21 protein-coding genes and 1 riboswitch are annotated in these 22,709 nt (G+C 29.1%); of the genes, 6 read left to right on the plus strand and 15 right to left on the minus strand.

The genetic code is table 11. The annotated features are described in order from the left end of the window. Positions 1-235: Asp23/Gls24 family envelope stress response protein (locus B3603_RS00005; protein WP_291559292.1), on the minus strand; the 235-nt coding region annotated here is incomplete at its 3' end. A 192-nt stretch (positions 236-427) separates the two neighbouring features. Here B3603_RS00005 and rpmB point away from each other — a divergent pair. Then, entirely contained in the window at positions 428-619 is a 192-nt protein-coding gene (gene rpmB, locus B3603_RS00010) for a 50S ribosomal protein L28 (RefSeq protein WP_039631798.1), read from the plus strand. Between the two features lie 132 nt (positions 620-751). Here rpmB and B3603_RS00015 read toward each other — a convergent pair whose 3' ends face one another. The 3 genes from B3603_RS00015 to B3603_RS00025 all read right to left on the minus strand — a co-directional run bounded on the left by B3603_RS00015 (position 752) and on the right by B3603_RS00025 (position 4,695). After that, complete coding sequence (locus B3603_RS00015; RefSeq protein WP_291559299.1) at positions 752-919, minus strand: hypothetical protein; 168 nt, start codon at positions 917-919, stop codon at positions 752-754. A 582-nt stretch (positions 920-1,501) separates the two neighbouring features. Then, on the minus strand, positions 1,502-2,965 hold the full coding sequence (locus B3603_RS00020; RefSeq protein ID WP_291559301.1) for a YncE family protein: 1,464 nt from the start codon (positions 2,963-2,965) through the stop codon (positions 1,502-1,504). 5 nt (positions 2,966-2,970) lie between these two features. Continuing rightward, positions 2,971-4,695, minus strand: a complete 1,725-nt coding sequence (locus B3603_RS00025) for a hypothetical protein (RefSeq protein ID WP_291559303.1) — start codon at positions 4,693-4,695, stop codon at positions 2,971-2,973. Between the two features lie 134 nt (positions 4,696-4,829). Between B3603_RS00025 and B3603_RS00030 the strand changes: the two genes are divergently transcribed. The 5 genes from B3603_RS00030 (at position 4,830) to B3603_RS00050 (ending at position 9,365) form a co-directional block, all read left to right on the plus strand. Next, positions 4,830-5,594: a hypothetical protein gene (locus tag B3603_RS00030; protein WP_291559305.1), complete on the plus strand. Its 765-nt coding sequence runs from the start codon at positions 4,830-4,832 to the stop codon at positions 5,592-5,594. Between the two features lie 137 nt (positions 5,595-5,731). Then, a complete protein-coding gene (locus B3603_RS00035; RefSeq protein ID WP_291559306.1) occupies positions 5,732-6,430 on the plus strand; it encodes a DUF4489 domain-containing protein in 699 nt (232 codons plus the stop codon). A gap of 608 nt (positions 6,431-7,038) precedes the next feature. Beyond that, the gene (locus tag B3603_RS00040; RefSeq protein WP_291559308.1) at positions 7,039-7,599 is read left to right on the plus strand and encodes a DUF4489 domain-containing protein; all 561 of its coding nucleotides are present in this window, start codon (positions 7,039-7,041) and stop codon (positions 7,597-7,599) included. Between the two features lie 460 nt (positions 7,600-8,059). Further along, on the plus strand, positions 8,060-8,629 hold the full coding sequence (locus B3603_RS00045) for a DUF4489 domain-containing protein (RefSeq protein WP_291559310.1): 570 nt from the start codon (positions 8,060-8,062) through the stop codon (positions 8,627-8,629). 175 nt (positions 8,630-8,804) lie between these two features. Beyond that, positions 8,805-9,365, plus strand: coding sequence for a DUF4489 domain-containing protein (locus B3603_RS00050; RefSeq protein WP_291559312.1), 561 nt, complete (start codon positions 8,805-8,807; stop codon positions 9,363-9,365). A 488-nt stretch (positions 9,366-9,853) separates the two neighbouring features. On the opposite strand, the gene B3603_RS00055 is transcribed toward B3603_RS00050, so the two are convergent. The 11 genes from B3603_RS00055 to B3603_RS00105 form a co-directional block, all read right to left on the minus strand. Next, the gene (locus B3603_RS00055) at positions 9,854-10,519 is read right to left on the minus strand and encodes an SIMPL domain-containing protein (RefSeq protein ID WP_291559314.1); all 666 of its coding nucleotides are present in this window, start codon (positions 10,517-10,519) and stop codon (positions 9,854-9,856) included. A 386-nt stretch (positions 10,520-10,905) separates the two neighbouring features. Continuing rightward, positions 10,906-12,024 (minus strand): 4-hydroxybutyrate dehydrogenase, encoded by a 1,119-nt coding sequence (locus B3603_RS00060; protein WP_291559315.1) that lies wholly within the window; start codon positions 12,022-12,024, stop codon positions 10,906-10,908. A gap of 20 nt (positions 12,025-12,044) precedes the next feature. Continuing rightward, complete coding sequence (locus tag B3603_RS00065; protein WP_291559332.1) at positions 12,045-13,412, minus strand: aldehyde dehydrogenase family protein; 1,368 nt, start codon at positions 13,410-13,412, stop codon at positions 12,045-12,047. Between the two features lie 100 nt (positions 13,413-13,512). After that, the gene (locus B3603_RS00070) at positions 13,513-14,040 is read right to left on the minus strand and encodes a 2-oxoacid:acceptor oxidoreductase family protein (RefSeq protein WP_291559316.1); all 528 of its coding nucleotides are present in this window, start codon (positions 14,038-14,040) and stop codon (positions 13,513-13,515) included. Positions 14,041-14,381: 341 nt separating this feature from the next. After that, positions 14,382-15,161, minus strand: a complete 780-nt coding sequence (locus B3603_RS00075) for a thiamine pyrophosphate-dependent enzyme (RefSeq protein WP_291559317.1) — start codon at positions 15,159-15,161, stop codon at positions 14,382-14,384. Continuing rightward, positions 15,142-16,290, minus strand: coding sequence for a 2-oxoacid:acceptor oxidoreductase subunit alpha (locus tag B3603_RS00080; RefSeq protein WP_291559320.1), 1,149 nt, complete (start codon positions 16,288-16,290; stop codon positions 15,142-15,144). The genes B3603_RS00075 and B3603_RS00080 overlap by 20 nt, the downstream gene beginning before the upstream one ends. Then, complete coding sequence (locus B3603_RS00085) at positions 16,283-16,471, minus strand: 4Fe-4S dicluster domain-containing protein (protein WP_291559322.1); 189 nt, start codon at positions 16,469-16,471, stop codon at positions 16,283-16,285. The genes B3603_RS00080 and B3603_RS00085 overlap by 8 nt, the downstream gene beginning before the upstream one ends. A gap of 17 nt (positions 16,472-16,488) precedes the next feature. Then, complete coding sequence (locus tag B3603_RS00090; RefSeq protein ID WP_291559324.1) at positions 16,489-17,820, minus strand: acetyl-CoA hydrolase/transferase family protein; 1,332 nt, start codon at positions 17,818-17,820, stop codon at positions 16,489-16,491. A 24-nt stretch (positions 17,821-17,844) separates the two neighbouring features. After that, positions 17,845-19,299 carry a 4-hydroxyphenylacetate 3-hydroxylase family protein gene (locus tag B3603_RS00095; RefSeq protein WP_291559326.1) on the minus strand — a complete coding sequence of 485 codons (1,455 nt, stop codon included), beginning with the start codon at positions 19,297-19,299 and terminating at the stop codon, positions 17,845-17,847. Positions 19,300-19,883: 584 nt separating this feature from the next. Next, a complete protein-coding gene (locus tag B3603_RS00100) occupies positions 19,884-20,939 on the minus strand; it encodes a sigma-54 interaction domain-containing protein (RefSeq protein WP_291559328.1) in 1,056 nt (351 codons plus the stop codon). A 16-nt stretch (positions 20,940-20,955) separates the two neighbouring features. Beyond that, positions 20,956-21,807: a YitT family protein gene (locus B3603_RS00105; RefSeq protein ID WP_291559330.1), complete on the minus strand. Its 852-nt coding sequence runs from the start codon at positions 21,805-21,807 to the stop codon at positions 20,956-20,958. A gap of 180 nt (positions 21,808-21,987) precedes the next feature. After that, positions 21,988-22,175: riboswitch (cobalamin riboswitch) on the minus strand. Positions 22,176-22,709 lie beyond the last annotated feature (534 nt).

Here is a 22,709-nt window from a genome sequence, read left to right on the forward strand (position 1 = left end):
TTCCATATTCTACTATTATATATAATTCTACTGTTAAGGATTCATTTTTCGTATTTATTTTGACACCTTTGCTTAGGTTTTCACCCTTTAAAAGCTCCCATAATCCATCTGTAGCATTTTTAGAAGCCATACCAACAACACCATAGCATTCCATTGTTGACACACCTGCAATGTTTGCTAAAACTTCTTCTGAGTAATATACGTTACCTATTTGATTTGTTATGCTAGCTTTCATAATAACTCCTCCTTAATAACACTATATAGATTATTCTATATTATAAAGTAAATTAATTCAACAATTTTAATTTGTAATTAATAGAATTTCCGTTAATTATTTTACATTTTGCTTGCATAGTTTATAATGACTATGTTAAAATATTGTATGTTTGATTTAAACAGTGTTGGTTATTTTAAGGAGGTGTTTATAATGTCAAGAAGATGCGATATATGTGATAAAGGTGTTGTATCAGGTTCTCAGTTCAGCCACTCACACCGCCAATCTAAAAGAAAATGGGCTCCAAATTTAAAAAGAGTTAAAGCTATAGTTAAAGGATCTCCTAAAACTATTCATGTATGTACTAGATGCTTACGTTCAGGTAAGGTTCAACGTGCTATATAAGCTTAAAAAATGCAACTCAATAAAGAGTTGCATTTTTTTATGTTTATTTTTTTCTAATAAATATACCAATTATTTTAGATAAAAATTTCGGAAGCTTTATTGCAAATATTTTCATTATTTCCCCCCTATAAATTAATTACGGTCCTCCATAATCTTCCACCCTAAACCTATAATTACACATCCCATTGCCACAATCCATCCCCAAAATGGAATTAGCATTGCTAATAGTATTCCCAGACCTACAGCTACTACTATTGCCCCAATTCTCTTTCTAGTTTTTCTGCAAAAAAACTTAGACACTTCATCTCCCCCATAGTTATTACTACTATTTAATATATGTTATTTTTTTACAATTGATACAATTATTCATTGAAGTAACTTCATAAAAATTAAACATAATAATATCATAAACAATAAATTTTAAATGTTTTTTATGATAATATATTTTTACTTTGAAACTAAAATTATATTAGACTATAAGTAATCTATAAATTAAATAAAAATATGTTCTAGGCTTCTGAACTGAAATACATAGACAAATATGTTAACACAATTTATTAGTTATTTTTTAAGATGTTTTATTAAAACCTGCACTAAATTATACAGAAAAATTTAATATGTTTTTAAATTGGATATATGAGATTTGAAGATATTCGTAAAAAGCAATAAAACTATTACAATAAACTTTTAATAGTACCACCATTGTACACCTTAATAATACAAAGAATAGTCTAAAATAAAGCACTAGATATGATAGTTCTAGTGCTTTAATTTAAAATAAATTTGTATTTTTAATTTCATTTTCAAATTTTATCACCATCTAAAGTCAATAAATTTTTTGCAATTTTAATTTATTTATCATTACTCACTAAATTATATAATTTATAATTTATTTAAGTGAACTAATGCTTCAACCTCTCCTACAACTTTTATTTCCATGAATACATCTAGCGAAAAACAAAATACATCTTTAATCAATATAGGAGCTTTTCTTGTTTTAGAGTGAGTTTTCACAACTAGGTCTAATTCACTTGTTTCAGTAGAGTTAGGTATACATAATGTGACTTCTTTATTTTTTTCCACAAATCTTTTTATAGTTTTTTTCTTACGTTTACCATCTCTAAATTCAATATTGTATGGAATTCTCAGTGTAAATTTAACTTTTGAAAAATTTGGCCTATCTTCTATTTTCTCTCTTATCTCTGTTTTATTTACTATAAATCCATTATGAATTATAATTTTTTGGAAAGTAAAAGGTTCTTTATAAGTTTTAGGAATATCCACTATAACTTTGGGCAAAGATATATTTTCTTTATAACTTGAAAATATTTTTTTAACTATTATAGGAGACAATTCAATTTCATCTTTTTTTTCTTCTATATTAGTTGAATCAATGGCATTTTCATTTCCAATAAGTGATTCACTTAAAACCATTGTAATATCATAAGGTTGACTGTTAATTCCTTCTACAAGAATAGTATTAACTATGGAATTATTGCCTGTATCAATTATATCTAATGCTCCCTGACCACCACAATTTCTATCAGTTACAAGAAGCTTATCTTTATTTGGAGTTAATAATATACTTTGTGGTTCCGGTAATGTAGTTGCAATAAATCCTTCTAATGTATTAGTTGTAATATTTATTATCTCCACCCTGTTAAGTCCTCTATTAGCAGCATATAAAATATTATCTTTAAGTGCTAGGCTCGTTATAGAAGAATTTGTTGGTAATTCTATTTGAAAAACTTCTTTTTTCTCAATATCTATTGTAGAGATGCTAGCAGAATTTTTAGCCTTTCCACCTTGATTTGCTACATATATGAATTTATTATCATCGTTTATTAAAATATAACTAGGCTTTACACCAACATTTTTAATTCTTGTTAACAATTTAAAATTAGATGTATCATAAACCTTTAAATCTTTACGTAATGAATCTAAAATTACTAAACATTTTCCATGTGAATCTAATTTTAAACTCTCTATAGCCATAAATCCTACGATTCTTGCTATTTTCCTTTCTGTAAATATATCGTACACCAATATTTCTGAAGTGTTTGATATATATATTCTTCCATTTACTATATCTATTTCTAAGTTGCCATTATTAGGGATATCTAATGTTTTTATTTCATCATTGGAATTACATATAATTGCAATAAGATTTTTATCACTACCGACATAAATATCACCATTTTTATGTGATGATATCCTAAAAGGTTTGTAAGGAAGATTGATGGTTTTTATTATAGTATTCTTTTCTCCATCAATAGCTGTTATAGTCTTATTTCCTAAGTTTGACACATAATAAGTTGTTTCTTTTATCCTTTCTACTGTTGACATAACCTCTAGGTATCATCCCTCCTCCCCCAAATTTTACTTATAATAGATTTATTCATTTCATTTTCTAGATCCATTTGCAATTTATTTTTTTCTTTATTAACTTGTCTTAACATTATTGTAACTTCTTCTTTTTCTTTAGTTACAATACTTAATTGTTTATCTACTGTTTCTAGTGCGCTTTGTAGTTCTTCTTTCTCTTTAATTATACTTTGGAACTCTTTTCTTATACTTTCATTTTCAATAGTTATCTGTTCTAGATTTTGCTCCAATTCTTTTCTTTTATTATTTATTACTTTTAGTTCTTTATTTATATGTTCATTCTCAAGATTCATTTTATTTAAAATTTCTTGTAATTTTTCTTTTTCTTTCTTTAATTTCTCTATCTCAAGATTTAAATTTTCATTTTCATTAATTGTTTCTTCTAATTTTTTTTGCAAATCATCCAACTGCTTCTTTCTTTCTTTTAATCCATCTTGAGACTCTTCATGTACTTGCTTAAAAATATTGCATTTCTCTTGAATCTTTTTATTTTTATAGACTATATTACTTAATCTTTCTTCCAATTCTCCAATAATTCTTTCTTTTTGCTTTAATTCTATTTTTAAGTTAACTATTATACTTTCTAATTCACTATTTAAATCACTTAAGTTGGCTACATCTTCTCTTGCATTTTTTTTTCCTTCATCCATATCTAATAATTTGTCGCCATCTTTTGAATTATCTTCCTTATAATCATTATTTATAGGATCTACAGGTAAGAAAAATTTTATTGGATAAGAATTTGTACCTAGAATTTTACTACCCTTTATCTTTTCATCATCATATCCAAATATACAATTGTACAACAAAATTTCTTTTTCTTCTTCAATATCTAATCTAAATGGTGCATTCCATTCATTTTCAAATGAAGAACAAATTATATCCTTTTTTTCTCTCCATATTGCCCATAAAATATTGTTTTTTTCAATTAATATAGGATCTGTAATTTCTGTTTTTCCTTCAAAAAGTTTATCATATTTCATTTCTCCATTAAAATCTATATATACAGCTTCTAATGAATATATCTCCTTTTCCTTAGATAAATTTAAAATATGAGTCTTATTTTTTGAAAGTATAGTGCAAAAATTTATTTTGCTACCTTTTATATCATATAATTTCTTAGGTAAACTCCAATTGGGTTTTTTATATACAAAATTTTTTACTTCTATTTCCGGCTCTTTATTATTGATAAAAAATATAGAAATATTATTTCCTCTCACTACCTCTGCATGATAATGATTATTTACATTTGGTATAAGCATAATATTATGAATAGTGTTAATTATAGCATTATCCTCTCTCCATATATAATGCATAAGAGTCCCTCTCGAAGAATTATTTATATTTTTCAGTATAAAAAATGCATTTATATGATTTTCTACCATAATTAAAGTAAGTTCTCTTATTTCATTCTCACTAGCTTCAAAGCCATATAGTACTTTTCCTAGCCACTGATCTTTATTCCAAATACAATATTTTAGTTTTCCTTTTTTACTATATATAATGTGAATATTTTGCTCTTCATCTATAGTAATATTAAATTCTGATACTCCTGTATCAATTTTACTTTCGTTAGTCCATCTATCTTCTGAATACATAATATTGTAAACTAGATTCCCATTTTCTTTTAAAATAAACTTCCATAAATTATTTTCTTTATCGTAAAAAATCCAAGTATTAGTATTCTCCATATATTTCACCTCTTTATAAAATTATATTTTTTTATTTATATATATATGACCACATTTAAACTATCACACAATTATTTCATTTACATACAATGTAATGTAAGTAAGAATATCCTATGTAAAAAGGAGGAAAATATATGGCAATTACTAGTGATAATTTCTCACCACGTCCTGGGCTAGTAAATAAACAAGGATACCTTCCTGACCCAGTTGAATTGGTATGTATCGAAGTACCTAAAGTATTTGACCAATGTTTAATTAAAAAATGTCTTAAATTTAAAGAAGGTCCTGATACAAATTGTACTGACGAAGAACTAAGAAGTAATCCACTAACAGATCCAAAAAGATTTTTAGGATGTAGAGATTTTAGTATTAAACTTTTATCTGTAGATAAAATTCCTATTAACGGTAAGCCAGGATATAAAAAAGTTATTATTTCTTTTATGATTTCATTTTTCGCAGATTTTTTAGATACATGTGGTACTACTCAATCTGAATTATTTGAAATAAATAGAACTGAAGTTATTTCTAAACTTTATTGTCCTGACTCAATAGCTAAAACCACTTCTAGCACTATGTGCCCTGATGAAGATGAAGATTTCGATCCCGAAATTATAAAACTTGAATTAGTAGCAGATTGTCTTGATGGCGTATTTACTAGAGATTGTGATTGTTGCGATGTATTGGATATAACTTTAGGGTTCCATTTAATAGTAAAATGTGAACTTATTGTTCAATTGCTAATTCCTGCTTATGGTTACTGTCCAGTACCTAAACAATGTAAAGAAGAACCAACAGAAGATCCGTGTGAAATATTCTGTAAATTACCACCACCAAAATTCTATCCGGATCAAAAATTAAGACCACTATTCTCTGACGACTATGATGATTGTTGCGATTAATTAAAAATAAGTTTTCTATAGCAAAGTAACACACTTGTCCAATGTCTCATATAATATAATGAAGAGTTTTAGATAAAATATTTTCAAATAACTTATAAAAAATTAAAATTATGTAAAAGTATAAGGGAGGCTTATTTATGAATTCAAAATCTAAATCTTTTAAATGCGAACATTGCAGATGCAATCCTTGTAAATGCGACGACAAATGGGATGACAGATGCCATGATAAATGTCATGATAAATGCCATGATAGATGCGACCATGACAAATGCTGCTGCCATGAGCATAAATGGAACTGTGATATGGAGTGCTGCAATACTTGCCACTGTACTCCAGGACACCCATTACCTGGTCCATCAATATTATCTTGTGGTACAGCAAGTGGCTTAGCTATTCCAGCAGTTACTGCTGGTACTCCATTTAATCCTATACCAGTAGCTAGTGTTACAATTGATACTACTTGCTTATGCAGACCATCTGTAAAAATTGATTTTACTAGCATAATTAATTATCAAGCACTTCTTACTTTAGGAGCAGGTCCATTACTAACTACTCCATTTACAGTAACTTTCCAATTAAGTAAGACCTGCGATAATGGTAGTAAAATAGCACTAGGAAGCTGGACTTTTACACTAGCAATATTAGCAGCTGCAGTGAATATTACTCAAACCTTTGCTTTCACTCATTGTGAATGTCATGCATGCCCAGGATGTTGTGTTTATACTGTAGATATAGTTCAAGCTACTAGAAGTGCACTACTTGGCGTTACTGTTACAAGTGAAACTGCTTCAATCGTTACTTCTAGTCTTACAGGAATAGCAGCTTCTTCTTGCTAATTAATTTAAACTTAACTACAAATAAAATGTTATATTTTTAATTTATAGGAGTCCTCTATCAATGAGGCTCCTAATTTATTTTTTATAATATATTCTAAAATTAATACATTTACTAATACTTCAATTGTATTATCTATTTCTATTATTCTAGTTAATTAAATTGGTGTTGATTGAAGTTATACTTCACCTCAAGTAAAACCTTCTACAATGGATAATTGAAAATTGTCAATGGAGAATTATTGTTACTTCTCCTTTATTCAATTCACAATGCACAATTCTAAATTTCTCAGTAAAACTGAGAAATTTAGAATTGATTTATTTTTGAAACCACATAGTTATTTTTTATAAAGAACTATCAATTGTACTACTAGTAAAAAATTAGTTTGATTAAAANNTAATTTCAACCATAATTGTCAATTTTCCATTATTAATTGTACATTACTTTAAATTCTCTATTGATTAAACTGTTCCTTAATGGTGGAAGAATTAAATTTTCTTAATTTATATAGTAAGGTAACACAGTTATCTAATAATCCATATAATATACTACACATTTTAAAATAATTTACAAAAGTAAAATTTATTAAAAATATTAAGGAGGCATATTTATGAATTCAAAATTTACTTGTTGTAACCAACAAAATTGCTGCAACACTTGTGCTTGTACTCCTGGGCATCCGTTACCTGGACCAACAATTTTATCTTGCGGTACAGGAACTGGATTAACTATTCCAGCAGTTACTCCTGGTACTCAATTTAATCCTGTACCAGTAGCTAGTGTTACAATTGATACTACTTGTCTATGCAGCCCAGCTGTAAAAATTGATTTTACTAGTATAATTAATTATCAAGCACTTCTTGTTTTAGCAGCTCCTGTAATAACTACTCCATTTACAGTAACTTTCCAATTAAGTAAAACCTGTGATAATGGAACTAAAATACCACTAGGAAGCTGGACTTTTACAATAGCAATATTAGCAGTTGCCGTAAACATTACTGAAACCTTTGCTTTCACCCATTGCGAATGTCATGCATGTCCAGCATGTTGTGTTTATACTGTAGATATAGTTCAAGCTACTAGAAGTGCATTACTTGGCGTTACTGTTACAAGTGAATCTGCTTCAATTGTTACTTCAAGCCTTACAGCAACAGCAGCTTCTTCTTGTTAATTAATTCTTATGCTTAACTTATAGAAAAAATGTCATATTTTCAATTTATAGGAGTCCTCTATTAATGAGGCTCCTAATTTGTTTTTATGATATATAAATATAATAATTATAAAAATAGCTTACTCTCTTGAAAATAATAAAAAATTTGATACGAAATTCACCTTTAGCGAATTTCTTAAAATAAAATTTATTCTAAAAAATTTCGAATGTTCTGAAGGTGAAATTTTAACCATAATTCGTATCTTTAATTCTTAACTTTTGATTTCTAAAGAAAAATTTTGTTACGGAAATTAAAATAATGTATAAATCAAATTTTTATTAAGGAACCCTATATTAACTTAAAATACCTTAGCTAATGTGTAAAGTAACACAGTACCCTAATAATTCATATAATATAATACATATTTTAAAATAATTTACAAAAGTAAAAATTCAGTAAAAATATTGAGGAGGAATATTCATGAGTTCAAAATTTAATTGTTGTAAACAGCAAGATTGCTGTAACACTTGTAATTATGTACCAGGACACCCTATACCTTCCACTGAAATTTTATCTTGTGGTACTGGAACCAGCTTAATTATTCCAGCAGTTACCCCTGGCACTCAATTTAATCTTGTACCGGTAGCTAGCGCTACAATTGATACTACTTGTTTATGCAGTCCAACTGTAAAAATTGATTTTACTAGTATAATTAATTATCAATCAGTTCTTACTCTCTCAGCAGAAGGAGGTCCTATATTAACTACTCCTTACACAGTAACTTTTCAATTGAGCAAAACCTGTAATAATGGTTCTAAAATACCACTGAGAAGTTGGACTTTCACAATAGCACTATTAGCCGCTGCAGTAAATATTACTGAAAGCTTTGCTTTTACTTTCTGTGAATGTCATGCATGCCTAGCATGCTGCGTTTATACCGTAGATATAGTTCAAGCTAATACAAGTTCATTCATTAATGCTACCCTTACACCAGAAACCGCCTCAATTCTTACTTCAAAACTTACAGCATTAGCAATTTCTTCTTGCTAATTAATTTTTATGTTTAATTTACAGATAAGATGTAATGTTTTGAATTTATGGGAGTCCTCTATTAATAGGACTCCTTATTTATTTAGTAATAAAACTACTAAACGTGCATATGATGTAGTAGATATTTGTATTTTTTTACAAACGCAAAGACTTATAAAATAAGGGAGGAATATTTATGAATTCAAAATCTAAATCTCTTAAATGTGAGTATTGTAAATCTAATCCCTGTAAATGTGCTACTGATAGAGATATAACTTTAATACATCCACTACCTAACTCAATACTTTTATCTTGCAGCACTGGAAATGGACTATCTATTTTCCCTAATACTTCTACTCCTATAACCATAACTAGCATTACTATTGACACAACTTGCTTACGTAAACCAGCTATAAAAATTGATTTTAATAGCACTATTAATTATCAAGCACTTATATCCGGTGGTACAGCAATTACTCCATTCACATTAATCTTTGAGTTAAGTAAATTTTGCAATGACGGAACAAAAGTTGCCTTAGGAAGCTGGACTTACTCTATTGGATTTCTATCAGCAGCAACAAATATTACTAATTCCTTCAATTTCACTTATTGCGAATGTAGTACTTGCTCTGCTTGCTTCATTTATACTGTAGATATAGTTAAATTTAATAACAGTATATTATCTGGTGAAGGTAGCATTACAGAGAAGATTTCAATTATTACTTCAAACCTTTCAGCCTTAGCAACTTCTTCTTAAATAGTTAATCTTAAAATTTATCTAATAAGTAACATATTATATTTAATAGAGTTTTCTCTATAATATAAAATAAACTTATAAAATTATTTTAAACACATATAAAGAATATGTTAATCTTAAACAATGATTCTAAGATTATAATAAATTCTTTAAAATTGTAAGATAATTACTATTTATTACGATATATATTTGTAATATTTATATATAGTACTAAAAAACTATAAAAATACTAAAGAATTATAAATTTATGAAGTTCAAAACCTGTAAAATAACAGCATAAAAATTTTTAACTAACTGACCATTGATAAATGACAACTTATATAAATCAACAGTTAAGAATGAAAAACAAAAACCCTATACAAGTTAATTTTAGAAAAGTTTCTTTATAAAAATGTAAATTAATATGACTATTTGCTATGCAAATAGTCATATTAATTGTTAAATAAAGCTTAATTTTGCAGATATATATTTTTTTAATAGAACTTCTATCAATACTGAAAACTTCCTTCTACTCTCGCAGTTATCTCAATTTCACCAGGCATTACTGGAGTACTAGCTGTATAAGTTTTCATCATAGCTCTACTTTCAAACTCTTGTATAGGGGCCTGTTCTTTTATACTATTAGGAATTGTATTTACTGACACTTTTAAGGTGTTTCCAATGGTTATAGCTTTTTCTACTGCATCTATAACAGCTAATTGTAAAGCTTTATTATAATAATATCTAGGATTAGAAATTGTAAAGCTTATGTTTCCCACATTGTTTGCTCCAATGCTAACTGAAGCATCAATTATTTCCCCTACTCTTCTTATATCCCTTATAGTCACAGTAAAAATATTAGTTACCTTATAATTTCTAAACACTTGTTTACCTTCAATATAATCATATTGGGGCTCAATATTATAAATTGAAGTTTTTATGTCTCTTCTTAAAATTCCCATTTCCTCAAGTTGATTTATAACCCTATTACTTATCATTATATTTTCTCTTTGAGCTGTTTCTAAGTTTTTATCTTCTGTCATAACTCCTAAATTGACAATAGCAATATCTGGTTCAGCTTGTATACTTCCAATACCAATTACCCTTATGTTCCCTTGACTATCCCTATCTTGATCATAATATGGTTCAGTATCATAAAAATTAGAATGCATCATAATCACTATTCCTCTTTATAAACTTACTTATCTTATATAATATGAAAATATATAATCTTAGTTACAATTTTTACCAAAACGTACTAAAATACGAATTACAATTTTTTTAAGCTTTTAATAACTGGTTGTAAAATATCTTACAAAGAATACTTATCTTTTGACTTACTAAATTATATACAAAGCTTACATTCGTATATAATATTACTTTAATTCCTATCAAATAATATATTTTAAAAAGGTATGAAATAAACAAATGATTTATTTATTTCATACCTTAATATTAAGCTTTATTAAATTTCTTATACTTACAAATTGAAATAATAAAAGTTTTAATAAACTCTATTTTAAAATATAGCTATATATTATTTAATGGGAATGAACTTTAATTAATATAGTGCTCTATATAGCTCATAAATTTCTTCCTTACTAAGCTCTACATAATTATTTGCTAGAAGTCTTTGCTGAGTATTGATTACATTTTCAGTAAACTCTTCTATTTCATTTTCTTCCATACCGTAATCTCTTAAATCTTTCCTACTAATCAAATTATTTAAAAGCATTTCTAATGAATTGTATACATCTTCTCCCTCTTTAACTTTTAATAAATTTGCAAGTAAAGTATTTACATTTTTTATTTTTCCTTCTGGATTTCTTTTATTATAATATTTAAACACTTCAATAAAGAACTCATAGTTTGCTTCTCCATGAGGAACATGATACTTTGCTCCAAGAGGATATGAAAGTGCATGAACAGCTCCTACACCTGCATTACCAAAGGAAATTCCTGCATAGTTACTAGCTATTAAAAACTCTTCTATAATCTCTGTCCTATATTCTTTTCCTTTTTCGATTATTTCTTTGTAGCCTTTTATTATCATTTTTATTGCTTCTGTGCTATACATCTTAGTATATGGATTAGCCTTTGGTGAAACTAAAGATTCCATAGCATGGATAAGGGCATCTATGGAGCTATAGACAAAGAATTCATAAGGTAATCCTTTAACTAACTCTGGTATAAGAACTGCATAATCCGCATATAGCTCTGGCACTGTTAATCCCATTTTAGTTTTCTTAGCTTTTATTTCAGCAATGGATATATTGGTAACCTCACTACCTGTGCCACAAGTGGTAGGTATAATTATAAGCTCCTTGTTCTTAATTGCTGGTATCTTCTTTTTAAATAGTTCACTAACTTTTTCAACTTCTTTAAGAGCTAATAATTTTGATATATCTATAATGGAGCCTCCTCCTATAGCTATAACTCTTTTAAAATTTTTAGGAGCAATTTCTGCCATTATTTCATCTATTATATCATCAGAAGGCTCTTTTAAATTATAATCCTCTTGAAAAATATAAGAACATTTTAAAGCTAACCCTTCAAGGAAAGTTTTGTATAAAAATTTGTTTGTAAATATTAAATCCTTATCTCCAATAGAAAAATCTTCAATAAAGTTTTTACAACTATCAAATTTAATAATCTTTGGCTTAATTTCTAATAACATCATAAAATCACCCTCTTAATATATTATTGTGCCCATATTTCTTCATCTGTAGGTATCTTAGCATCTACATTGTAGAAACCTATTCTTGATACATTTATTAAATGTTTATAATCTAAGTTTTCTGATATACTGTTATTTCCCCAAGATCCACATCCTAAAGTTGTAGTTGGTGCAAAGCCATTATATAGACTTCCTCCTGCAGTAGTTGATGAAGGTTGGTTAACTACAAGTCTACTTACAGTTAGTTTTCCTCCTGCATATTCTATATGCTCTTTATTATTTGAGTGTATAGCACAGGAATGTCCCTTTCCTTCTACATTTAGATTAGCTTGAGCTATTTCTACTGCTTCTTTAAAGCTATCATATTCAAAACTAACCATTACAGGGCACATTTTCTCCTTGCATAGTGTGTCTTCTGTACCTTTTCCTCTTGCTTTTAAAATTATTACCTTAGTATCCTTTGGAACCTTCACTTCAGCTAATCTTGCAATAAATTCAACACTTTGTCCAACAATTTTTCCATTTATAGTTCCCTGATTAAATAATACCTTCTCAAACTTTTCTATTATTTCATTATCTTCAGTATAATAAGCTCCATTTTTTACAAATTCGTCCATTATTTCTTTATAACTTTCTTTAGGAGCTATTATACTCTGTTCTCCAGAACATATTATTCCATTATCAAAAGTTCTGCCTGTTATTATTTTAGGAACTACCTCTTTTATATCAACTTCTCTATCTATAATACACTGAACATTTCCAGCTCCAACTCCATAAGCTGGTTTTCCACTACTATAGGCTGATTTAACCATACCCATGCCACCTGTAGCTATTACTACATCTACTTGTCTCATAAGCTCTGAAGTTAAATCTATAGATGGCTCTTCTATAGTTTGTATTAAATTCTTTGGAGCACCTAATTTTTCTATAGCTTCATTAAAAAGTTCTACTACATATTTAGCGCATTTCTTTGCTCTAGGATGAGGCGCTATAATTATGGCATTTCCGCCTTTTAAAGCAAACATAGCATTACACATAGGAGTAACTATAGGATTTGTACAAGGTGTAACAGCTCCTACTACACCCATAGGTTTTGCTATTTTAATAAGTGCTTTCTCTCTCTCTTCCCCTATAATTCCTATAGATTTTTTATCTTTTAAATTATTCCAAATAACCTTAGACTTCCCTTTATTCTTTGTAACTTTGTGATTGTATACTCCCATTCCTGTCTCTTCTACAGCCATTTTTGCTAGCTCTTCAGCTCTATCATATATTATTTTTCCAATTTCTCTAACTATTGTATCCACTTGTTCTTGAGTAAAGTTTTCATACTCTTTTTGAGCGACTCTTGCATTACTTACTAAGTTTTCTATATATTTTTTATTCTCCATCTTAAGCTTCTCCTCTTCTTCTACTCTAATCTTGCCTAATATTTCTTTAACATATGAACTATTTCCCATTAAACACTTCTCTCCTTATATTTTTTTAAAATCAACTTGTAGCAACCATGTTTACCCCCGTATTAAAAGCTAATAGATTCTTTTCAATACTGGACTTTGGAACATTATCGCATATAGCCTTTTCTAGATTTTCATAATCTATATCATTAGTTAGTGCAGCTAATATTCCAAGGCATAATATATTTATTGCTTGAGTGTTTTCTAGAACATTTTCTGTACAATTAAAAATGTCAAATTTTCGCACATTTTTTTCTTCAGAAATATCTATACTATTGTCAGTTATAATCATGGTATCTTCATCACAAAAATTTTTAAACTTATCCAAACCACTTTGACTTAAAGCCAATATTATATCTGCTTTTTCTACTCTTGGATAACATATATCTTCGTCAGAGATAATCACGTCAGCTCTACAACAACCTCCTCTAGACTCCGGTCCATAATTTTGAGTTTGAACTACATGCTTACCCTCTAGCACTGCTGCTTCTGCTAAAATCACTCCTGATTTTACAATTCCTTGTCCCCCTAATCCAGTGAAGATTATCTCTTTTTTATTCATTCTCTTCTCCTCCTAAAACTACTTTACAGATATTTATAGATGTGCCACTTTGAAAATTAGTCTATCCATTCATAAAATTGTGTTAGTAAATTGTTTAAGATCATACTTATACAATTGAAAATTGACTATTGACAATGGACAATTATGGACACTTCTCTTTTACAAGAGAAGTGTTGAATTTATTTTTTTAAAGTGACATAGCCACTTTTATTAAAAAAACTATTAAAGAAATTAGTTTGATTAAAATTAATTTCCACTTTAATTATCAGTTCTCTATTAAATAAAGTTCAGCTATAAATTAATCTTTAAGATAGTTTTTCTATAAAACAAATAAACATTAATTATTTCTTTTCAAACTGTCTTATATATTCTTCTATATATTCAGGTTCTGCAGTATTCTTAAATATGCCTATTTCATATGTTTCTTCCTGCTTCTCACTGACTTTTTTTCTTAAATTATTTATCATGTCAGAAGGTCTTTTTAGTGAATTTCTTCTTCCAAACTGAACTGGACAAGGTGTTAAAGCTTCTATTACAGAGAACCCCTTTTTATCAAAAGCTTGTTTTATAACATTTACTAGATGTTTATAATGTGCTACAGTGCTTCTTGCTATATAAGTTGCTCCTGCAGCTTCACACAATTTACATATATTAAAATCCCTACATACATTTCCACTTTCCGAAGTAGTAGTTCTAGCATTTAGTGGTGTAGTTGGAGAACATTGCCCTCCTGTCATTCCATATATATTATTATTGAAAACAATTACCTTTAAATCTATATTTCTTCTACAACCGTGAATAAGGTGATTTCCGCCTATAGCAGTACAATCTCCATCTCCAGTCAAAACTATTACCTCTAGCTCAGGATTGGCGAGTTTTATACCCTCTGCATAGGCAATAGCTCTTCCATGTAAGGTGTGTACTGTATCAAAATTCATATATTGAGTAGCTCTTGAAGAACAACCTATACCTGATACTATACAAATTTTATTTTTATCTATATTTAGAGAGTCAATGGCTTCAACTAGTGCACTTACTATTATTCCATTACCACAACCTGCACACCAAATATGAGGAAGACGATCTTCTCTCATATATTTTTTAACTAATGCTTCTTTCATATGCTCCCTCCATAATTGCACTTTCTAATTCCTTAGTTTTAAAAATTTCACCACAATATTTATTAATACCTATAACTTTGCATCTATCTCCAACAATTCTTTGAATTTCAAAGATTAATTGCCCAGCATTCAATTCTGGTACAAATATTTTCTCAATGTTATTTTTTTCTATGATTGATAATAGTGCATTATCTGGGAAAGGCCATATGGTATAAGGTACAAATAAACCTGTAGTATCTTGATTATTATTTAGAACTATTCCTCTACAAACTCTAGCTGTAGAACCAAAGGCTATAATTAATGATTTGCATTTATCTGTTTTTACTTCATCATATTTAGCTATATCATCTTTATCTTTCTCTATTTTATTTAATAATCTTGAGGTTAATTTTTCCGCAACTTCATTGGAGTTAGAAGGATATCCCCATTCATCATGATTTAATCCAGTTACATGAAATTTATATCCTTCACCTATTGCAGCCATTGGAGGTATTAAATCCTCTGTATTTTTGTATGGCATATATCCTTCTCTTGCTTCTTCTAAACTAGGTTTCTTTCTATTTATAATTTCTATATCTTCCTTTAAATAAACGCTTTCCCTCATATGTGCTATGACTTCATCAAGTAGTAAAATTACAGGAACTCTATATTTCTCTGAGTAATTAAAGGCTTCAATAGTTAATTCATATGTAGAAGCCACACTATCTGGTGCTATTACTATAACTGGATGATCCCCATGAGTCCCCCATTTACTTTGCATTACATCTCCCTGAGATACAGATGTTGGAAGTCCTGTACTTGGACCTCCTCTCATTACATTCACTATCACACAAGGAATTTCAGCCATGGAAGCATATCCAATTATCTCTTGTTTTAAGGAAAATCCAGGACCACTAGTTGCAGTCATTGCTTTAACTCCAGTCATAGCTGCTCCAACTACAGCAGCTATTCCTGCAATCTCATCCTCCATCTGTATAAATACCCCATCAACCTCTGGAAGCTTTACAGAACTTAGTTCCGCAATTTCACTAGCTGGACTTATAGGATATCCACCATAAAATTTCATTCCAGCCCTTATAGCGCCTTCAACACAAGCCTCATTTCCTTGTATTAATACTAACTTACTCATCACTGTCTCTCCTTATATTTACAGCAAAGTCTGGACATATGTCTTCACATATGCCACACTTTATACACTTTTCTTCTTGAATTACTATTGCCTTCATATTATTTTTTCCAAGTACCTTCTTTGGGCAATTGTCTATGCATAGTTCACAGCCCTTACACCACGCTTCATTTATATATATCATTATTCTAGCTCCTTCAATTATTTATGAATTTTATGATAAATAAAATAGTCAAATTGTTTATTAAATCTCTTCTCCCACTCTTTTATAAGCTGGGCTCTAAAATTAGGATGGGCTATATTAATTAAAGCTCTTGCTCTTTCTTTTAAAGATTTTCCTTTAAGTCCAGCTATCCCATACTCAGTAATTACATAATGTACATCATTCCTAGAGGTGGTTACTGCTGTACCTTCTTCTAAAAATGGAACAATTCTAGATATGGTACCTTTTGCTGCAGTGGACGGCATTGCTATTATAGATTTCCCGCCATTAGATATATTAGCTCCTCTTACAAAGTCTACTTGCCCTCCTACACCACTAAATTGTTTCAAACCCATGGATTCAGCTGCAACTTGTCCCATTAAATCTATTTGTATACAGGAATTGATAGATACCATATTATCATTTTTACCTATAATACAAGGGTCATTTACATAATCTACAGGATGCATTTCTATCATTGGATTATTATCTATAAAGTTATAGAATTTCTTTGTTCCCATGAAAAAAGATACTACCATCTTATCCTTATGAAGAGTCTTTTTCTTATTATTAATTACCCCTGATTCAACTAACTCTAATACTCCATCAGAAATCATTTCAGAATGAATACCTAGGTCTTTTTTATCCTTTAAAAATAATAACACTGCATCAGGAATAGAACCTATTCCAAGTTGGAGAGTAGAGCCGTCTTCTATAAGCTCTGCACAATTTTTACCAATGGCTTTTTCTACTTCTCCAATTTCACTAGGTTTTATCTCTATTAATGGATAATTAACCTCTACTATATAATCAATATCCTTTACATGAATAAAAGAATCTCCTAGAGTTCTTGGCATATTAGGATTAATTTCAGCTATGACAATATCTGCACACTCTGCTGCTGGTTTTGTGTAGTCGTTAGACACACCAAAACTACAAAATCCATGTTCATCAGGGGTAGAAATTTGAATTATTGCTACATTTACTTTTAGGTACTCTTCTCTAAAAAGTTTTGGAATTTCTGAAAAGAAACAAGGGGTAAAATCAGCTCTTCCATCCACTATAGCATTTCTTGTGGATGAACCAGCAAAAAGAGAATTATGTTTAAAATTGAATTCTTTTTCCTCTTTCACATATCCACCTGTACCTATTCCTATCATGTGAACAATTTCTATATTTGAAAACTTATCACTATCCCTTACCATAGCATCTATAACTGCTTTAGGTTCTCCAGCTGCATGGCCTATTACAACTCTATACCCATTTTTTATTTTATCCGCTGCTTCACTTTCAGATATAACTTTTTCTTTATATAACTCTCTCCAATCCATTTTTTTACTCCTTGTGCTCTCAGTTTATTCTTTTATCTTTGCAATATTTTTAGCTAATTTCTTTTTATCTTCAAGGTTTCCTTGTCTTGAAATCATAATTCTCTGTGCCTGAGGTGAACCAGCACCATGCATAGATTCTGTTCTATAACCTACTGCTGCTGTTCCCAAGGTTATGTTTTCTATAAGTCTTAAAATTCTCATTCTGTCTTCAGTTGATACACTTGCAACACCTTTTAAATACTTTTCTACATAAGGTCCTATTTCTGGATCTCTAAGATCTTTTTCAGAAGGCATAGTTACCATAAGTCCACCAGCAATGTCTTCTGCTAGTCTAGCTATTTCATAAGGGAATCTTGTTATATTTTGCTTGCATACATTGGCAAGTAATAAATCTATTTGATAATTTCCAGATTTTGTTTTGCAGCCTTCACAAGAACATGCTATGCCGCAGCTGTATAAAGTCTCATTTAAATGAATCATCTCTATAAGTTTATCCTTTATATGAGAAGCTTTATTTGCTCCATTATAATCTGCTGCTGTGGCTGCAGCCCCAATAAGTACATCTCCTACCCCAACTTTACAGCCGCCATAACTTTGCCTATGATATCCTGCAAATCTTTCTACTAGCATACCTGCAAATTCAGTTTCTCCATTTAAGAAGATTCTCTCATTTGGTACAAATACATCATCAAAAATTGTTAAAGTCTCATGTCCGCCAAAGTTTGAGTTTCCAATATCTATATCTGCACCTTCTTCAATTTTTCTTGTATCGCAGGATTGACGTCCATATATACTAAATATCCCCTCTGTGTCTACAGGTACAGAAAATGCCACTGCCCAATCTTTATCTTCTGGTTTCATAGATATAGTTGGCATAACAAGTATTTCGTGAGAATTTATCATTCCTGTTTGATGAGCTTTTGCTCCTCTCACTACTATTCCATCTTCTCTTCTTTCCACTACCCTAAGGTATAAATCAGGATCTTCCTGTTTACTTGGTGATAATCCTCTATCTCCTTTTGGATCCGTCATAGCTCCGTCAACTACTAAATCATTCTCTTGAACATATATCATATATTCTTTAAATCTTTCATGATAATTAGTTCCATATGCCTCATCAATTTCAAAAGTACTACTATAAACTGCATTAAAAGCATCCATGCCTACACAACGTTGAAAGCAAGAAGCAGTTTTTTGACCACATAACCTTTGCATCTTAACTTTATTTATTAAATCCTCAGCACTTTGATGAATGTGGCAAAACCTATTTATTTTTTTCCCTGTAAGATTTGAAACTGCTGTCATTACATCAGAATATTCATCCTTCTGTGCTAGTTCATAAGTCATAGCCACTGAATTTAGTGATGGTCTAATCATTGGATGGTCCACTGGATTTTCTACTAATTTACCAAATAGATACACTTTAGTTTTTAGTTTCCTCAAGCTTTCTATATATTCTTCTTTAGTCATTAAACCCATAAAAATTCCTCCCTTTCATTTATCTGATTAATATTAAAAGCAACTTCCGTGCCAACTTTAAATGTTTGTGTAAACTCCCTATTTTCCTCAATTCTTTTAATTAAAAAAAATCATATAATCTATAATTATCACTGAAAATTTGCAATAATTATATTTTATATGATGTAAACCTTATATTTATCAATGCCTTCTATAGTTATATGCAATAATGCAACTATGCAAGATTGCATGTTAAAAAATTATTTATCGAAACTATTTTTTGATTTAATCTTCATATATTTTTCTTTTTCTAATGAATGTGATGAATTTATTTCTAAGGTCTTTGCTACAATTTTACATTTTTGCATCTGTTAAACAACTTATTGTAATCTCTACTTTATCAATAGTCTCCTTCACATTACATAGTTTTTTGTATGGGTTCCACATTTCCATCAATTCCTTAAATAAAAAAAATCATATAAAATATAATTATCACTTAAAATTTGTAATAATTATATTTTATATGATGCAAGTTCTATGTTTATCAACACTTCTATAGTCATATGCAATAATGCAACTGCACAAATTATATGTTAAAAAATTATTTATTTAAAATCATTTTCTGATCTAATCTTCATATATTTTTGTCTCTTTCTGATGAGGGTCGATGGATCTATTTTTAAAGCTTTTGCTGCAATTTTTATATTCCCATACCTCGTTAAAGCATCTATTATAATTTCCATCTCCACCTTATCCATAATTTCCTTTAAGCTATAGCCTTTTATGGAATAGTTGCTTATGCTAAGTATATAATCCTGTTCCACTCTTATGTTGCTAATTTCCTCTGGTAAGTTCCTTTCCTCTACTATGGCATTTTCGTTCATTATAATTTGTCTTTCTATCACATTTCTAAGTTCCCTAACATTTCCTGGCCATTCATAGTTGTAAAGATATTCTAAAGTTTCTTCACTAAAACTACATTTAGAACTATATTTCTTATTTATGCACTCTGTAAAATGCTCTATAAGTAATAAAATATCTTCTTTTCGCTTTCTTAGAGGAGGAATTTCTATAGGAAATACACTGAGTCTATAATATAAATCCTCTCTAAATAGCTTCATATTTATTAATTCTTTTAAATCTTTATTAGTAGCTGCAATTATCCTTATATCTACTGAAATTAATTCCGTACCACCAACTTTTTCTATTTGCTTTTCTTGAAGTACTCTTAAAAGTTTAACTTGTGTTGTTAGAGGAAGCTCTCCTACTTCATCTAAGAATACAGCACCTCCATCTGCCAATTGAAATAGTCCTATTTTTCCTCCTTTATTAGCTCCTGTAAAAGCTCCTGGCTCATAGCCAAATAGCTCAGATTCTATAAGGTTTTCTGGTATTGCACCACAGTTTATTGTTATAAAGGCTTTGTCCTTTCTTGAACTATTATAATGAATATACTTAGCTATTCCTTCCTTACCCACCCCAGTCTCCCCTAAAATTAAAGTTGTAATATCTGTCTTAGAAATTTTTGTAGCATTCTTTAGAACTGCAACCATAGAGTCATCTTTTATTAGCATGCCACTAATATCATAAAGTTTTTCCTTCATCTGATCTATTTTTTTATCTTCTACAAAATGCCCATTATAACATTTATCTCTTCTCATATTCCACCACCTCTAATTAATGATTAATACTTTTAAAACCATAGCCGAATACTTCATATACATTATTTACTGTTACAAAGGCCTCATTATCAATCTCATTAATATAATGCTTTAATTTTGCAAACTCTCTTCTTCCTATAAGTACTACAATTATATTCTTATCTTTATTTGTAAAACCACCTCTTCCATTGTAGAAGGTAGACCCTTTATTTAAATCCTTGATAATAAAATCATTAATCTTATCATATTTATCACTAATTATAGTAACTTCTTTAGAAATGTTAATTCCCTCTATAACAGAATCTATAACAAATCCATTTATAATTACTCCTAGCATTGCGTACATTGATAGCTTTAGCCCAAAAGCAAAGGCTGCAGCCACAGTAATACTTAAATCTGATAATAGTACACCTTTTCCTAAATCAATATGAAAAAATTTGTTTAAAATTTTTGCTATGATATCTGTACCTCCAGTAGATGCATCTTGATTAAATACAATGCCCATGCCAGCACCGGATATCAAAATTCCAAAAATAAGCTCTAAGAACAAATCACCTGTAATTGAATGTGTAAGTTTTACTGTTTTCTCTAAAATTAAAACCATAAAAGATACTCCAAAACTAGAGTATATGGTTTTAACACCAAAATTACTTCCAATAAAAATAAATGCTACTATGAAAAGTACTATATTTATAGCTATCATTATAATTCCTACTGAAACGTTAGGAATAAAATAATTAATAACTATAGCTAAACCATTAGCTCCTCCTATGGCTAAATTATTAGTCATTAAAAAAAAGTACATTCCACATGCCACCATAATAATTCCTAAATTGATTAACATAAATTCTTTAATTTTCCTCACCATAAAAAACCTCCATTAACATTTTACTCTTTAACTTTCGATATATTGCCTAAAATAACAAAACCTCTTAACTCAAGAGTTAAGAGGTTTAAAATCGCACAGAAGAAAGCCTATATAAAAGCAAAATAAATACGCCTTTATACAGCTATTCTTTTTATGACACCCCCCATCAACCGTAGAGTATTTAGTGTATAAATAAAGGCAGGTCTTCTGACTCTGGTTCGTAGTTGCTTCAGCCTTCCCAATATAAATCAGTGGCATATCTATAAGAAGCTTCTTCCCATTACAGCGGCGGGACCGTATAAGATTTTCACTCATTTCCCTTTTAAACAAAGCTACTAAAGCTTTGTACCTCTATCTGATATATTAAATTTTTCACTTAAAACTAAATATTTTTTCACAATTCACAATTTTCTAATAAGTTCTAAAGTTGAAATACATATTCGTAAAATATCTCACTTATTTGAGTATATCTCTTCTATTATTTTAATTCAAGATATGTTTTAAATTTATATTTTTATATTATAGATATGAAATTTATAATTATTATCATTTATATTATTAATACGTAAAAGACTGGAGATGACTTTAGAATGAAACATAAAAAACTAATCACAAATACTTTAATTTGTTTAAGTGGATTATTTATATTTTAGATACTACCTTAAAAGCAGATAATATATTATTGTATACATTGTCTATTATACTGCTTCTGCTTTGATTATTGCTGCTGTAACAATGTACAAATAAATTTAAGCAAATCGATAAATCAATTAGCATAAAATAATTTATTGAGATTACGAAGCGCTTAAAATTAACTAAGTGCTTTTATTTTTTTGCTTTAATATAGGTTAATAATGCACATACCGTCTATCACATAAAAAATCGAGTAGGAGCTGAATAAT

The organism is Clostridium sp. UBA2485 (assembly GCF_002341865.1).
Classification (GTDB): domain Bacteria; phylum Bacillota; class Clostridia; order Clostridiales; family Clostridiaceae; genus Clostridium_J.